The sequence below is a fragment of the Mastigocoleus sp. MO_188.B34 genome, from assembly GCF_030065675.1.
In the GTDB taxonomy this organism is placed as follows: Bacteria; Cyanobacteriota; Cyanobacteriia; order Cyanobacteriales; family Nostocaceae; genus Mastigocoleus.
In genome coordinates this window covers 35,805-51,339 of sequence record NZ_JASJDK010000001.1, presented here as the reverse complement: position 1 = coordinate 51,339, position 15,535 = coordinate 35,805, and the positions used below count along the sequence as shown (strand labels likewise).

General features: G+C 35.0%; 12 protein-coding genes. 8 read left to right on the top strand and 4 right to left on the bottom strand.

The window, feature by feature from the left end; all coding sequences use genetic code 11:
* The first annotated feature begins 769 nt into the window (after positions 1 to 769).
* Positions 770 to 1,003 carry a hypothetical protein gene (locus tag QNJ50_RS00205; RefSeq protein WP_366914197.1) on the top strand — a complete coding sequence of 78 codons (234 nt, stop codon included), beginning with the start codon at positions 770 to 772 and terminating at the stop codon, positions 1,001 to 1,003.
* 496 nt (positions 1,004 to 1,499) lie between these two features.
* Here QNJ50_RS00205 and QNJ50_RS00200 read toward each other — a convergent pair whose 3' ends face one another.
* Positions 1,500 to 1,997: a thioesterase family protein gene (locus QNJ50_RS00200; protein ID WP_300630798.1), complete on the bottom strand. Its 498-nt coding sequence runs from the start codon at positions 1,995 to 1,997 to the stop codon at positions 1,500 to 1,502.
* A 350-nt stretch (positions 1,998 to 2,347) separates the two neighbouring features.
* On the opposite strand from QNJ50_RS00200, the gene QNJ50_RS00195 reads away from it, so the two are divergent.
* The 6 genes from QNJ50_RS00195 (at position 2,348) to QNJ50_RS00170 (ending at position 9,435) form a co-directional block, all read left to right on the top strand.
* A complete protein-coding gene (locus QNJ50_RS00195) occupies positions 2,348 to 3,271 on the top strand; it encodes an energy-coupling factor ABC transporter permease (protein ID WP_300630795.1) in 924 nt (307 codons plus the stop codon).
* Positions 3,264 to 3,923 (top strand): energy-coupling factor transporter transmembrane protein EcfT, encoded by a 660-nt coding sequence (locus tag QNJ50_RS00190; protein WP_300630792.1) that lies wholly within the window; start codon positions 3,264 to 3,266, stop codon positions 3,921 to 3,923. Before QNJ50_RS00195 ends, QNJ50_RS00190 begins: the two co-directional genes overlap by 8 nt.
* Positions 3,924 to 4,282: 359 nt before the next feature.
* Positions 4,283 to 5,035, top strand: coding sequence for an ABC transporter ATP-binding protein (locus QNJ50_RS00185; protein WP_300630790.1), 753 nt, complete (start codon positions 4,283 to 4,285; stop codon positions 5,033 to 5,035).
* A gap of 304 nt (positions 5,036 to 5,339) precedes the next feature.
* On the top strand, positions 5,340 to 5,816 hold the full coding sequence (locus QNJ50_RS00180) for a hypothetical protein (protein WP_300630788.1): 477 nt from the start codon (positions 5,340 to 5,342) through the stop codon (positions 5,814 to 5,816).
* 163 nt (positions 5,817 to 5,979) lie between these two features.
* A complete protein-coding gene (locus tag QNJ50_RS00175) occupies positions 5,980 to 7,995 on the top strand; it encodes an iron uptake porin (RefSeq protein ID WP_300630784.1) in 2,016 nt (671 codons plus the stop codon).
* Between the two features lie 168 nt (positions 7,996 to 8,163).
* Positions 8,164 to 9,435: a hypothetical protein gene (locus tag QNJ50_RS00170; RefSeq protein ID WP_300630781.1), complete on the top strand. Its 1,272-nt coding sequence runs from the start codon at positions 8,164 to 8,166 to the stop codon at positions 9,433 to 9,435.
* A 39-nt stretch (positions 9,436 to 9,474) separates the two neighbouring features.
* Here the strand turns inward: QNJ50_RS00170 and QNJ50_RS00165 are convergent, their stop codons facing one another.
* Both QNJ50_RS00165 and QNJ50_RS00160 read right to left on the bottom strand, forming a co-directional pair.
* Positions 9,475 to 9,957 carry a hypothetical protein gene (locus QNJ50_RS00165; RefSeq protein WP_300630778.1) on the bottom strand — a complete coding sequence of 161 codons (483 nt, stop codon included), beginning with the start codon at positions 9,955 to 9,957 and terminating at the stop codon, positions 9,475 to 9,477.
* Between the two features lie 151 nt (positions 9,958 to 10,108).
* Positions 10,109 to 11,632, bottom strand: a complete 1,524-nt coding sequence (locus QNJ50_RS00160; RefSeq protein WP_300630775.1) for a hypothetical protein — start codon at positions 11,630 to 11,632, stop codon at positions 10,109 to 10,111.
* A gap of 298 nt (positions 11,633 to 11,930) precedes the next feature.
* Between QNJ50_RS00160 and QNJ50_RS00155 the strand changes: the two genes are divergently transcribed.
* On the top strand, positions 11,931 to 12,767 hold the full coding sequence (locus QNJ50_RS00155) for a DUF1361 domain-containing protein (RefSeq protein ID WP_300630772.1): 837 nt from the start codon (positions 11,931 to 11,933) through the stop codon (positions 12,765 to 12,767).
* 84 nt (positions 12,768 to 12,851) lie between these two features.
* Here QNJ50_RS00155 and QNJ50_RS00150 read toward each other — a convergent pair whose 3' ends face one another.
* Positions 12,852 to 15,299, bottom strand: a complete 2,448-nt coding sequence (locus QNJ50_RS00150) for a putative PEP-binding protein (protein WP_300630769.1) — start codon at positions 15,297 to 15,299, stop codon at positions 12,852 to 12,854.
* Positions 15,300 to 15,535: the final 236 nt, after the last annotated feature.

Here is a 15,535-nt window from a genome sequence, read left to right as displayed (position 1 = left end):
GTTATGTCAACCAAACATACATAATATCAAAACATCAATTTTTTATGTAGAGACGTAAGGCGTTGAGGTTGATCGCAAGGTCATAGTTTTACGTCTTTACAAAAATTATAAAGTTGGTATCAGAACACACAAGACAGACAAGGTACTTTAGAAGTAATATGGCTTTACGCTTTAAAGTGAGGAAATTACTTGTTTTCTGTTAAACATTTCAGTTGCTATTCCTAATTTATGGGGCAACTAGGCTAAGCCGAAAGCATAAAATAAATTACACACCAAATAACCCAAAATAATAATAAGTAGGCTAGTAAGAAATAATCATAAATTGTTTTTAATAATGTTTTAGTGCTATTAGCGGATTAGTAGGTACCGCAGCTCTAGCATATTTCTTGGGACATAACGGTACTACAAGCAAAATAAGGGTAAGGGTGTTTAATATTTTTTACATAGCTTATTTTATCGCCTACTTACTTAGGCACTAATCGTTTATTGCAAAGTATATCTATGCGTTGAAAATCATTTGACATAATATAGGTGTTTTTTACATCATATTTCTTATTTCTCTGAAATATTATTCATTGCACATAAAATATCCCAAAAATTGCTATTTTATCGTATATATTAGTACTTGAATTTAAACTCCTAATTCTAGTGATGGCGAGCTGTATTCCAGCCACATTATCTTAGATTAATATCTCCTAGCCTAAGAGCGACAATGTATAGCTTAGTAAGCAGGGCGATTATCGGGGCTATTATACAGGAATATAACTCTATGATTATTCTGACTTTTGTAGTCGCTTGGATTGTCTTTACAATATTAGTTAAAGTAGTTAAGACTACAGTAAAACTAGCATTTACTGTTGCTGCAATTATTGTTTTATTAAAGTTTGGATTTGATATTAGTCCTTTTGATGTCGTGGGTTACGTATTTGAATCCTTGCAAAAGTTATCCGCAGTGGTTGAAGGTAACGACGTAATTAAAGACTTAATAGATGCTAAAAATTGAATTACTCCACCGTACAAGTAGTAACGCAAAATTATCTATATACTTAGTATAAAATGAGATTAAAGTTCCCTATTTAATATTTATTATTCTTAATTCAGTGCCCTTAATTCAATGTTTTGAATTTAAAATTGTTAATTAATTTAACTTAGGTAGCGAAATAACAATATCAAAATTAAATTAAAAAATGAGACTAATAAAATTCCAAGATATAGTTAAATACATTTATTTGAGATTGTAGTTAATAAATAATCAATTTTCCATAACTTGCATTTTGTGCTTAGATAATTATGAAAGAATACAAGATTGTGTTTGAATACCAAAAAACACATCCAAACTAATATTTTTCGTAAAGTGGGCACAGCCCACATCACATAGTTTTAGGGAAATCCCTTAAAGTAAATTTTTCAGGAGTTAAAGGTTAAAGGTTAAAGGTTAAAGGTTAAAGGTTAAACATTTAACACATGAAATATTTAGCACATGAAATTTCGTAAATAAATTATTTTTTGGTAGTTCCTGAAATTCTTGCAAGGGCATCTTTCACACTTGCAGGTAACTGACGCATAATTTTACCCTTTTCGCGATCTAAAGCTACCAAGGTTACCCGAGCAGTTAAATATAGTTCTTGTATATCGGCAGAAGTAATAGCATAATCCCAATTAATTCTTACACCAGTTACTTCAGCCATACGAGTTTTAACCACAGCTGCAGTCCCTAGCTTTAGAGACTGGTGATAGCGGATAGAAAGTTCAACAACCGGTAGATCGCAGCCTAAAGCAACTAAATCTTCATAATTAACGCCTATCGAGCGCAAGCACTCTACCCTTGCTTCCTCTAGCCAAGCAACGTAAGTACCATGCCAAACAACACCAAGGTAATCTGTGTGGTGAGGTTGTACTCTAATGGGATATTCAAACCAGTCATCAAATGCTTGATGTGAAATACGATCTATGGCGCTAGTAGGTAATTTTGGTTGCTCTGTTTTTTCTTCCAACATAGTTAAGTTGATTGATAAGTGCTATATGTATTTGACAACTAAAATATTAAACAACAAGAGAGTTAAGACTAACAAATTTCATATCTAAAGTGAACTTGATATTTACAGAAATTCACTACACCTAACAAGGATTTTTAGACAACAAATTAAAGTAAGTTACACAAAGTTTACATTACGCAATACAAGTATATTTAGTAACATACAATAAAGCATTAGTATTGATGAAAAAACTTATAAAATGCCCTATAGGGGCATTGAAAAAATAACTCAAACAATATTTAATACATAGAAGATTGCGTATTAACTACGGTAGTTTTTGTTAGTTTCTATCATTAATTAGTCTAAAAATTATGCATATACCAGATGGTTTTGTTTCTCCATCTGTAGCAGCAGCTACAAGTTTGGCAAGTGTAGCAGCATTAGGTTTGGCATTAGGACGCTCCAAAGAGGCTTTTGGTATTCGTCGTGCCCCTGTATTAGGTTTAACTACAGCCTTTATCTTTGCAGCGCAGATGATAAATTTTCCTGTAGCTGGCGGCACTAGCGGTCATTTGCTAGGTGGGGCATTAGCAGCAATTGTTTTGGGTAGTCCTTGGGCTGGTGCATTGTGTATTGCTACTGTTTTAATTATTCAGGCGGTATTATTTGCTGATGGCGGCATTACAGCTTTAGGAGCCAATATTTTTAATATGGCTGTAATTGGAGTTTGGGTAGGTTGGATATTGACTCAAACTTTGCAACGATTGTTAGGTGGGTCTAAAGGTCGTTTACCCCTTGCAGGTGGAATTGCGGCAGGATTAAGCGTAGTCGCGGCGGCAATTTTTGCAGCAATTGAACTTAGCATATCTGGTACTGGAAAGCTAAATATTGTTTTACCAGCAATGACTGGCGTTCATATTTTGATTGGTGTTGGAGAAGGATTAATCACCGGTGGAGTATTAGCCTATCTTTCTCAAGCTAGACCAGATCTATTACCAGGAGAAGAGAAACAAATTCGCGGTTGGGTAGTTCCAATTGTCAGTATTCTATTGATTGCAGGAGTTTTATCCTTATTTGCTTCGGCTTGGCCAGATGGTTTAGAAAAGGTGGCTGAGGACAATGGATTTATAGGTTTGGCGGATAACGTTCGAGTATCTTTACCCACACCACTTGCAGACTATGCATTTAATGGTAATGAGGGAGTAGGTACAAGTGTTGCTGGAGTTTTAGGGTCGGTTGTTTGTTTTGCTGTTGCTTTTGGAATTGCCAAAATTGTTAAACCAAAGAATGCTTGATCGAGTTTCTCTATCATTAAAATTAAATTTGTCACTGATTATTGTTATTGGAACGGCTTTACTAAAATTAGGAACTTGGTACTGGCTCTTGTGTTATGGAGTAATAGCAATTTTATGGGCTATTTTCTTACAGGCTAATATCCGTAAATTGACAGGATTGTTAAGTTTAGAATTAGTCTTTCTATCTGTAATGGCTTTACCTTTAGGGTGGGAACGAGCAAGTTTTTTACTGGTTCGTTCTTTAGTTTGTCTGGTGACTATGAATAGTTTTTTGCTAACTTTACCTCCCCATAGCTTTGGTATCGCCCTTAAAGATTTGCCATTTCCCAAAGCTTTCAAAGAAAGTTTACTTTTAGCTGGACAGTACTTAGAAATATTGTTGTTGGAAGTAACCCGAATGCAGCGTAGTGCTAAATTACGTGGTTTGGGAGGTACTGCTGGCTGGGTTCGTTACACGAGTGCGGCGATGGTTGGAGCCTTTTTTCTTCGCAGCTTAGACCGTGCTGAAAGAGTTCATGCTGCGATGGTAGCTCGTGGTTACAACGGTCAACTTCCAGTAAATTCTGGACTAAGAACAAAAGAACGTTTTACTCTGTTTGTCAGTAGTACAATTGCCATTAGTTTAACTGTAGGTTCCTATCTCCTCAATTGATTACGAACTCTAGACTCGAACAGCAATTAAAGCTTGGGATTTAGGGTCACTACTTCTGAGGACTTACTTTGCTCTTCCCAAGAATTTAGAATTTATTAGAAATTGTCTGTCAGTTTTGGCGATCACACATCACTTTTACAGATATTCCAACCACAAAAACTGTTATTTTTTCTCAATTAGTGGTTTATTTTCTAATTTCTTGTTTTTCTATTTTCGAATTTCAGGATTAACTGGTCTTCAGACTGTTGCTCTCGAGTTATTAATCTTCATTGTTATTTTTCTTCGCATTACAGGAGCGCCCTTTCGAGGGCGTTTTGTCCTGATTAACTTCACCTCATTAGATCTAAAGAAAACTCAAAATGTCACAATTAACCACCTCAAAATCAATCACCTCAAAACCAGAACTGATAGTAGAAAAATTAGTTTATGCTTATTCCAAACAAGAGCCTATCTTAAGGGAAATTTCTTTCAACTTACATGCAGGGGAAAAAGTGGCGTTAATGGGTGCTACTGGCTCTGGTAAAAGTACTTTGTTAGAAAACCTTATTGGGTTAAAAGAACCAACTTCTGGAAAAATCTGGATTCGTGGTACTCCTGTAGAAACAAAAACTTTACCAGAAATACGTAGTTATATTGGCTTTTCTTTTCAAGATGCTAATGACCAATTATTTATGCCAACAATTTTAGAGGATGTGGCATTTGGACCCCGGAATTATGGGGTACCAGCGCCTATTGCTGTGGATAAAGCCAGAAAGTTATTAGCAGATTTTAATCTAGAAGCCTATGCTAATCGTTCAGTACATGAACTTTCTGGGGGACAAAAGAGATTAGCTGCTCTAGCAACTATTTTAGCTTTAGAACCAAAAATTCTCATATTAGACGAACCAACTAACGGTTTAGATCCTAAATGGCGACGAAATTTGGCTGAGGTGCTGATAAATTTACCAGTAGAAGTAATGTTAATTGCATCCCACGATCTGCATTGGCTTGGCAAAATTACACAGCGAGCTTTAGTCCTATCAAGAGGAAAAGTTGTTATGGACAAAGACATAAAATTGCTTTTACAAGATGGTGAAAGCTTGGAGGCTGTAGGTTTACCTTTAGACTGGTAGAATTACCAGCATGTAAAATTACTTTTTTTTATAATAGACAGTAAAAATACTGATTTAATAAGGTGGCAATGAGTAGGGGATAATATGGGGAATAAATACTTATTCCCTAATTTGTCTCTCAAGCCTCTTCCTGCTCCCAAGCTTCCTTTTGTCTGCCCATAATAATAAAGAATTTATTCTAAAATATACATTTTATGAATTCAGTATTTGGCACTGGATTGAGATGAAAGATATAAACATGAGTATGTAAAATTACTCGACTCTTGGTTATGATAATTTCAGTATTATTTAATATAGAAAATTAATGTCCATTCGGATTTTATTTAAAATTATCACTCCCCTGAGTTTAAGTCTGGCTTTATTGGTTGGCGGATGTGAAGAGACAAAAAAAGCACAATGTCAGCGCTTAATTAAAACGATCGCAGAAGGAACATCCTTAGTGCAAAGCAATAAAGGATACCAAGTTGTTACTAGCTTACAATTAGCTCAGGATTTAGATAAAGCCGCTGAAAAGTTGGAAAAGCTTAATCTAGAAGACCCCAAGCTCCAAGAATATAAAAATAGTTTTGCTCAGATTTTTAAAAATATGAGTCAAGAAGTGGATAAAGCTGGTAAAGCATTAGGTGCTTCAAAAGTAGCAGAGGCTTCAAAATCTGGTAGGGGGAAAATACGTAAGGCACGTACAGATATTAAACTAGCATTAAATACTGCATTAAAATATGGTAAGCAATCAGATAAGCTGGAAATAGAGATTGGAAACTATTGTAAGCAAGAAAAATAGTTTCTTGGATAATTCTTTAAGTTTTTTCAGTATTAATACTCTCGTCATAGGTTAATAGAATCAATAGTATCATTTGCAACATTTTTGTCGAATATTTTCCTGATGAATACTAATTTTATCTGTCACAGGAAATAGTGGATGTTAGTAAATTGAAATACAATTAATGAGTAATATTGGTTTGTTGATGGCGAGCGTGTTAACAACAGGGATCTCATCAGCTAAGGAATTATCATATTCACCACAAGTAGAAGCTTCTTTTGAGGAAGTATCAGAACAGCAAAATCAACAATTAGAACATAAAGAAGTAAAACAAGAGCAAGAAAAACCAGAGATTCAATCTTCTCAAATAGCTCCTCCGGAAACACTCGAGCCAGATATGAGTGGTTCCAATGTCACCTTGAAAATTGAAGAGGAGGTAAATTTTCTAAATTTTCCTCAAATCATTACTCCAGAACAAAATTTACTACATAGCACACCTCCAGTAAGTGGGGTTCAAGAGTCGAAATTAAGAACTAATAGTGATGAGTTCTCTGTTTCTAACTCTTTCTCTTCAAGAAAAGTTGAAATTCAAAAGAAAATTCCAGAAATATCAGATTTTGAACGGATATCAGAAGTCAAAAGTCAAAACATAAGAACTAAAAACGAACATTCAGCACTTAAAACAGAAAACCCAAAATTCCTAATTTCCAAACTTACATCAGTATCACAGCTAGATGATGTACAACCTCATGATTGGGCTTTTGGTGCTTTGAAGTCTTTAATAGAGCGTTATGGTTGTATCTCAGGGTATAAAGATGGGACGTATGCTGGAAATCGTGCGATAAATCGCTATGAATTTGCTGCTGACTTAGCAAGTTGTACGGAAAAAATTAATGAGTTAATAGCTGACAATACCAGTGAAGCTGTTACAGAAGAAGATTTACGTTCGCTACAAAGACTAAAAACAGATTTTCAACAAGAATTACAAAACCTAAAAAAACGAATAGAATATCTTGAAGAAAAAGTTACACGCTCAGAAGAAAAGAATTTTTCTCCCACCACAAAGCTATTTGGACAGGCAATTCTTAGTTTACAGGGTAACAATAATCCAGAAGTAGATTTATTTCCTCGGGATGGAGAAACAGAGCGTCAAGCAAAAAGCAGTCTGAGTTTTAACAATAGCGTACAACTAACTTTAGCCACTTCATTTACTGGTAAGGATTTACTGCTGACTGGTTTATCTACAGGTAATTTAGGTTCCTCAGCGCCTATCGTATTTAATAATATGGGACGTTTGGGTTATGAATCTGATACTGATAATGATGTAGTCTTAAACGAATTATCTTATCGCTTTGCGGTATCAGAAAATCTAGGGTTTGTTATTGGAACTGCAGGAGTTAATTCTATTTCTACATTTAGGGGAATTAATCCTTTGGAAGGTTCTGGAGAAGGAGCTATTTCTTTATTTGGTCAACGCAACCCAATTTTGACCATTGGTAATGGTAGAAGTGGAGTTGGTTTTGATTTACAAATTAGCGATCGCGTGAGTTTGCAAGGTATTTACAATACTGAAGTTGCATCTTTCCCCAGCGCTAATGGTGGTGGTTTATTTAATGGTAGACATAGTGCTGGAGCTCAATTAAGTTTGGCTCCTACGGACCATTTAAATGTTGGAATACATTATCTTTACTCCCATTCCCCCGATTCTCTGTTAGGTACGGGAATTGGAGACGCTCAGTTAGTTTCCCCTTTTGCACCTGTAACAGAGTTTGATACTCAAGCAGTAGGTGCGACGGTAGCATGGCGAATAAATCCAAACTTGGAGGTGGGAGGTTGGGGTGGTTGGACTTATTCAGATCCGCAAAATATTTCTGGTAATGTACAAACAAGCAATTGGGCTATTTTTGCAGCTTTACCTAACTTGGGGAAAACTGGTAATTTAGGTGGTGCGATCGTTGGACAACCACCAAAAATCACTTCCAGTTCTTTACCCGATGGTTTTAATTTTCCGAATTTTTCTGATGGTGGTACGGTTGGTGGACGCAAAGATACATCACTTCACGTAGAGCTTTTTTATCGCGCCCAAGTTAACCAAAATCTTTCTTTAACTCCCGGATTTTTTGTAGTTTTTAATCCCGACCATAACAAAAGTAACGACCCTCTAGTGGTTGGTGCACTCAGAGCGACATATCAGTTCTAGAACAGTTATCAGTTAAAAACCACTCATTACTTATCACTTATTACTCATTACATTTCAGTTAAGAATTTTTTTAAACAAATAACACTGTAAAGACGCGACATGTCGCGTCTCTACAAAGAAATTTAGGCTTATCTAACTGTATTTATTACCCATTACCCATTACCAAAAATGCAAAAAACATCAGCGCTTACTCGCACCATTTTATTCGGTACTGGTCTAACTAGCTTATTTTTAGGGCTAAATTCATCAATTGTGTCAGCGCAAGTAACCCCATTTACTATCCAAAGCACTGGTACATTATCTGGAACTCTCGAGCTTCCTGCATTTAATCCAAACTTTAACAGAGCTATTACTGAGATAGATACCGATTCTAACGGTACTTACTTCCGTCATGGGAAAGCAGTTTACAGTTCTGATTACGTGAAAATGAGAACTGGTAACGATGGAAGTCTTCAATATTATGTTGACTTTAAAGGTATTCCGGTTATTTCTAAAAATGGTGTGATCGCTTCACCTGTACTTTCCGGTGGTGAATTACAAGATTATAAATATCAAGGAAAAATAGATGGAACTAAATTTCAAGCAGTTGTTCAAGATGAGTTTGGAATAAAAGCAGGTTTTTATAAAGGTATTGTCACCGACCCAAAAACTGGAAAGCAGTACGAAGGAACTTTTAAAGTCACAGGACAAGGACCAAGATACAGCGACCCCAATGGTGGTGAGAGTCCAACAGTATTTGATTTCAAATCCGATATTCCTGGAAAACCAACCGTAACTTCATTGGAAATGAATAACTCTCCTCTGGTGAAGTTGTATGTGGAGGTACCTGCTGATGCTATTCCCATAACAACAACTGGTGGGAATTCTACAAGTGGTGGAAGTTCTACGACTAGTGGTGGTTCCAGTTCCAGTTCCAGTTCCAGTTCCAATACTAGTGGAAGTTCTACGACTGGTGGTGGTTCCAGTTCCAACTCCAATACTGGTGGAAGTTCTACAACTAGTGGGAATTCTACAAATGGTGGAAGTTCTACGACTAGTAGTGGTTCCAGTTCTAATTCCAATACTGGTGGAGGTTCTACAACTAGTGGTGGTTCCAGTTCCAATTCCAATACTAGTGGAAGTTCTACAACTAATGGAAGTTCAAATACTAGTGCTAGTCCTGGTGCTAGCGGAAATTCGTTAACTAATGGAAATTTGACAAACAACAATTCAAATCCTACTGGAATTGAAAATCAAATAATTCCACCTTCTCCTATTAATACTGCTAACAATAATATTAATTCTTTTGATAGCTTATTACCTTCGACCATACCCGACATTGAATTTAGCAGTGGTAATCCTGGGAAACTCAATCCGAAAGTTGAAAGTTTGTCAAAGGAAAGAGAAGTAACTATAAGAAAAAAACTTATTGGTCCACGTAGTCGTGTTTTATTACGTTAGTAATTGAATTTTAGTAATTGAATTTTGTTTGATTAATAATTACCGATCTGATTTATTTGAACGTGAAGAAAAACCTGTTAAAGTATCTTCTGTACGTAAAACTACATCTTCCACTAATCTTTCACTAAATCCGGTGACAAAAGCTATAGCCATATAAAGATAAACAGCACGGTTTTCAGTTTTACTAGCCCTAAAAATACCAGAAAATATCCCAGATTCAATCAATGCTACTGTGAAAATAGCAAATGACATACCGACAATAGGACGGAAAAATCCCGTTAGAAATAAGTCTGTATGCTTTTCCTTTGACTGATCGATAAATTTATTAGCACGTACAATTACACTGACAGGACTCCCTAAAGCACCCATTGAAACAGCAAAGGATATAAAGAAAACAGGAGATTTAAAGAACCAGTTAGTAAATCTTGTCAAGCTACTTTCTTTTATATCTGTCGCTGTATTATCTACTTCCGAATTATTGATTAATTCATTATCTTGTTCTTGCTTATTAATAGCAAGCAATTAATTATTAACATTTGCTTTAAGGTTATTAACTTGAGTTTTAATTTCTTCAAGACTATTACTTGAGGGATTATTAAACCTGTTTAAACCTCGTGCTTGTGGAGAAGCCATAGAATTTACTTTTTCCAGTTCTCTATTGACTTCGACAAATTTAATTTAAATCTTTGTTTCTGATCAGCTGTTTTTTCTTGTAACGCCAACTAAAAAATCTTGAAAATCCTTGCCAAATAATTAAACCAAAAAGAATACTTATGCAAAATGAAAGTAAGAAGTGATGTATGTTAAAAGATAAATTAAGAAATTCAGGATTCTTGCCATCTTTATTTTCTGCAATAGAACCAGCTTCATAACTAGATGCAAAATTTCCTGCAACAGCAATACCAAGACCTACACTTGTGACTGTATTTTGTAACTGGCGTTCTCTATGTGCTTGTTCAACTTCAACTTGACCTCTGATTGAGTCTATCGCATTATTTATTAGATTAATATCAAGCTGAAAAAAATTAACAGTACCTTTAATTCTTTCCTGACAAGGATAACAAGTTCTATAGATAAACAGGTCTAAGAATGAAAAATCTTCGTTTAGGAAATTACTTCTCATCTCATAAATTTTATCCTCATAGTTTCTAGTATTTTCAACAATTACATTTTGAAATTCTTTTACCAAGCGTAAATTTTTTGCATACTCAACAGAGAAACGTGGTAGTAAAATCAATAAATCTTGTAATTTATCTAAATCCAATTCGATATTTTCTTCCTTCTCTAAAACTTCAGGCTTATTATCATAATTTTGGGTGATTTTAATTTGAGAGTGTATAGTCTTGGAGATATTTTTTGATTCCTGCTCAAATCTTTTGATTTGTTTATAAGCGTTAACCACTTTAGAACGAAAGAAAAATAAGTCTAATAACTGTTGGTAATTTTTTTCTATTTTAATTTCAGCTACATCATTAAAAATAAACCAAACTATGATGTGATTATAACTTTTTGGTGCCCTAATAATACCGTACTGAAATATGGGAGAACCAAATAGAAATCCAGAACGATTAAATGGAGGTCTTCTAAAATCTTCAGGTAATAATGAATCAATATATCTATCAGCAATTCTTCGAAGCTTTTCTGGATTATATTTATACTTTAATTTATATATACTTTCTAAATTAATTGTAATCAATAAAGTTTGACCGAGAAAATATTTGTTCTCTTTATTTACGTCTAGCATCAGACAGTTATCTGGGTTGAGTAATCCAATATCTTTGCCACTCAGATAATTACTATTCTCTTTTTTAGGTATAATTAGTTTTATTCCTAACCCATAACTATCGTAAAGTCTTACTGGATAAATAATAGAAGTTTTATTATTACAATCAATTTTTTCGCCAGTTTTATCGATCAGAAATTTATTTGGCTGTACGTACATTGGGTGATAATCATCAGTTTCAGGGAAATGTTTATTTAAATTAGCCCATTGTTCTTCTGCTTGGTTTTCTAAGTCAAGATATTGCTTAATATTGAAATGAAATTCAGTTTTTACTATTTTAGCAGTTATCTCATCACATTTATTCCATAACCAATCTGGTTCATATTCACCCAAAGCATCATTTCTATTACTCAGATAATAAGCAAACAAATAAATATTATGGGCATTAAATTTAAAATTCATATATTGACTCATATAATTTTTAACCGATATTTATTTCTCCACAAAACAACGCATCTATCACATCTACAAGTGAGTAGATTAATTATTACCTAACTATGTTGTTTATTGCTGTATAAAAAATGCTTGCGTTCATCATATTTTAAAAAGGTAGGGAAAAGATAAGATAATTTAATAGGCAATTTTTTGTTCTTAACCGATACAAACAAGCTATTTGTATAAAGCAAAACAAGAGTGTGCATTTTTTTGATTAATTAGCTAGTTTAGAAGAAAGCAAATCGTATTAGTTTACACGTCTTCAGTTGAAGCACCTATGAAACCAGAACTAGTTGACCTCACAGACAGAGTTGTCCAAGTTTTGCGAATCAATATGAGTTGGATGACTTGGAATTTATTTTTGGCTTTTATTCCATTGGCTTTAAGTGTGATATTGTTTCGCAAGCGCCAAGTATACACTTGGTTGTGGTGGTTGAGTGGTTTAATGGTTTTGGGTTTTTTACCGAGTATCCCAAAAATTTTCCAAAAGGTACTTGGTTTTCAAAGTAATGTAGAGCTAATTCAACTGGTATGGCTTTCAAGTGCAATGTTAATTGCTATTGGGTTAGCATTGTTTCCCGGTCGATTGGGTTCCCGCTTGAAGTGGTGGTCAGGATTTTTAGTTTTCTATGCTTTTTTACCTAACGCACCTTATTTATTAACTGATATTATTCACTTAATTGATGACATCCGGACAATCCAATCTGTTTGGATGATAACTTTAGTTCTGATTCCCACTTATATTGTCGTAATTCTAGGTGGATTTGAAGCTTATGTTTTATCCCTAATAAATCTTGGTTACTACTTACATCAAATTGGTAAGAGTAAATGGATTTTCGCAATGGAAATCACTACTCATCTCCTATGTGCAGTTGGTATTTATCTCGGAAGATTTTTACGTTTTAATACTTGGGATTTAATTACCAAACCAGATGAATTATTAACTCAAACAATCGCAGATACTCTAGGTAAACAACCAATAGTAATTATGGGTATTACCTTTATAGTTCTTTGGGGTTTGTACTGGATAATGAAGCGAGTTACTTTAGGGATTACAAACCAAGGGAAAAATCAAGTATCTGTTCCGTCACAACGTATGAATTCTAATGGGTAATTGGTAATTGGTAATTGGTAATTGGTAATTGGTAATGGGTAATTGGTAATTGGTAATTGCTCGTTTGTTGTTCATCAAATATTTTCAATTTTTTCTGGTTCGAGCAGCTTCTAAAATTAGGCGCTTTTCAGCGCGAGCGATTGCGCTATGAGTACGCTTTAATGCTTCTGGCTCTACAGAAATTGAAGTAATTCCCCATTCTACTAATTTGTCAATTACTTCGGGATAAAGTGCTGGTGCTTGACCGCAAATAGAACAAGGAATTCCCCCTTCTTTCGCCATTTGAATTAATTGAGAAATAGCAGTCATCACCACAGGATGTCGTTCGTCAAATATTGCTGCTAGCTGTCCTTGTTCTCTGTCTACCCCTAAGAGTAATTGTGTCAGGTCATTTGTACCAATTGAAATTCCCTGGACTCCTGCTTTAATGTACTCGGGTAATAGGAATAATACACTAGGAACTTCTGCCATAATCCATAATTGAAACTTTTGCGTTTGAGTTAAACCTGCTTCTTCTACTTTGTGAAGACAAAAAGAAAACTCCTCAACTGTACGAACAAAAGGTAATATTAGATTGACATTGCTATAACCGGATTTTTGAATATTAGCTAAAGCTTCTAGTTCTAATTCAAATAATTCTGGATTTTGTAAGTAACTTAAGGTTCCTCTTTCTCCCAAAATTGATTGTGAAGAAGATTGAGAGTGATGATGAAGAGATGGTAATTCGTGCGATCGCCAATCTAAAGAACGATAAAAAACTGGTCTGGGATTAAAATTACCCACAAATTGTAGAATTTCCTGACACCAAGACTCCAATAACTGCTCTCTACGACCAGAACGCAACCAATTACGGGGGTGTTGTCCTTCTAATATTTTTAACACCATTAATTCTGAACGGATCAATCCAACACCGTCAATAGCAAGATTTTTTACCTCTTCGATGAGATGGGATTGACTGAGATTAACTAATAGTTGAGTCGCAACAATAGATTCTTCTAAATTAGGAGAACTAGATCTGGGTAAATCTTGTGGGAGTAATAGGTTTCGGTCATTTGTTACAGAATTATGCTGCATAGATACAGCTACCGCAGTCGATAAATTTCCTGGCTGATTTTGGTTGCTTGCTAATTTTGTATTCAGCGAGAATTGATGGTTTTTGCCATTATCCAGTGTTTGTTCCGTATCTGCACTCAAACGATAAATTTCTCCATTATCCCCATCAATTAATATTGTTTCGCCTTGTTCAAAAATACTTGTAACTTCTGGAACATTAACAACTGCTGGAATCCCTAACTCTCTAGCTAAAATCGCTGCATGGCTAGTTAAACCTCCCCTTTCTGCAACGATACCAGCAACATTCCGTAAAATAGGTAACCAGTCGGGAGTAATATTGGGAGCAATTAAAATTACCCCTTGGGGTAATAATTCTGGTCGCGGATCTGAATTATTTATGATAAATGTAGTGGCTTTAACCTTACCTGTGGATGCTGCTAATCCCCTAATCTTATTCAATCTATTAATGCTAGATAAGGGGTTATTTACTTTTGTAAGGTAAATTCTACCGATGGGAGTTTCTGGGAATATAGTCCAGTTAAAACTAAAATTACTGCCAAATTCATCAATTAGTTGACCAGCAATTTGATTCAATTGATGTAAATATTGTGGTGATAAAGCATATTGTTGTTGTTTGATTTCTTCTAAAATGTAGGGGAGAAGACAGTTATTATTTAATACGGTCGAAGAAGTTGCTATTGCTGGAGAGTTTTCTGTAGATTGGTTGTCCCCAATGCGGTAAGCTAAAATTTTATTCCCAAGCTGTTGCCTTTGAATGTTGAGCGTTTCTCCTTCGATGGAATAAAAGTCTGGCAGGATGTCACCAAGAGTAATACCAATTCCTAACCCATAAGTTGCTTCAATTTCCCATCCCCAATGGTAGGAATTAAGTATACCACTGGCGATCGCACTTTTGATCGGTTGTACTAATACTGCAAAATTTACTTGTTGTAGATCAATTCCAATTCGTTGCCAGTAAAATAAGCTTTTAGCACGAAATAACTGACTCCAAACCCGTTTTAGTGCTGAGGAAATTCCTTCAAACTCATTGCAGCAAAACTGAGTTTCTAACACGCTTGATATATTTTCAAGTCCCAGGTTGCTTGCGTAGGGTAACGCAATAGAAGGACGAAATACTAAATATTTGCTTTCCCATTCTTGAGTAGCACTGATAATATTTTTAACCCATTCTGGTGAAACTGTGGCATTGATAATTTCTTGGCGCAAGTTCTTTGCAACCTGTTGTAGCTGACGCCAATTGTCAGCATCCAAGTGTAAAGAAGAATGGGGTAAATCAGCAATCAAAGCTCCTGAAGCGTTGAGAGATTCGAGAAATTCTTGCATTACTTCAGCCCCAAGCACAAAACCCGGAACTACGGGATAGCCAAGCTGTTTGATAGTGCTTAACTTAAATGCTTTTTCACCAACCTTGGTGCGATCTTGCAGTTGAATTCGGTCAAGCCAGTAGAGTTTGTCCACTTGGGTCGTTGATTTATTACTTGATTTATTACTTGTAAGTTATCAATTATTTTAGTTTTGTTAGCGCCCAGGAGGGAGTATCTTGACAATTAGTGAAACCTAATTACCAGCAAAAATACCCATAAAAATAATATTTATGAGCATATTTACAACTTTGCTTTAGACCGATAAATATCTAATAAAACTATGGTTGTATCGTGCTGTAGTTTAAAGTTTCAATTGAATAACTATAACCT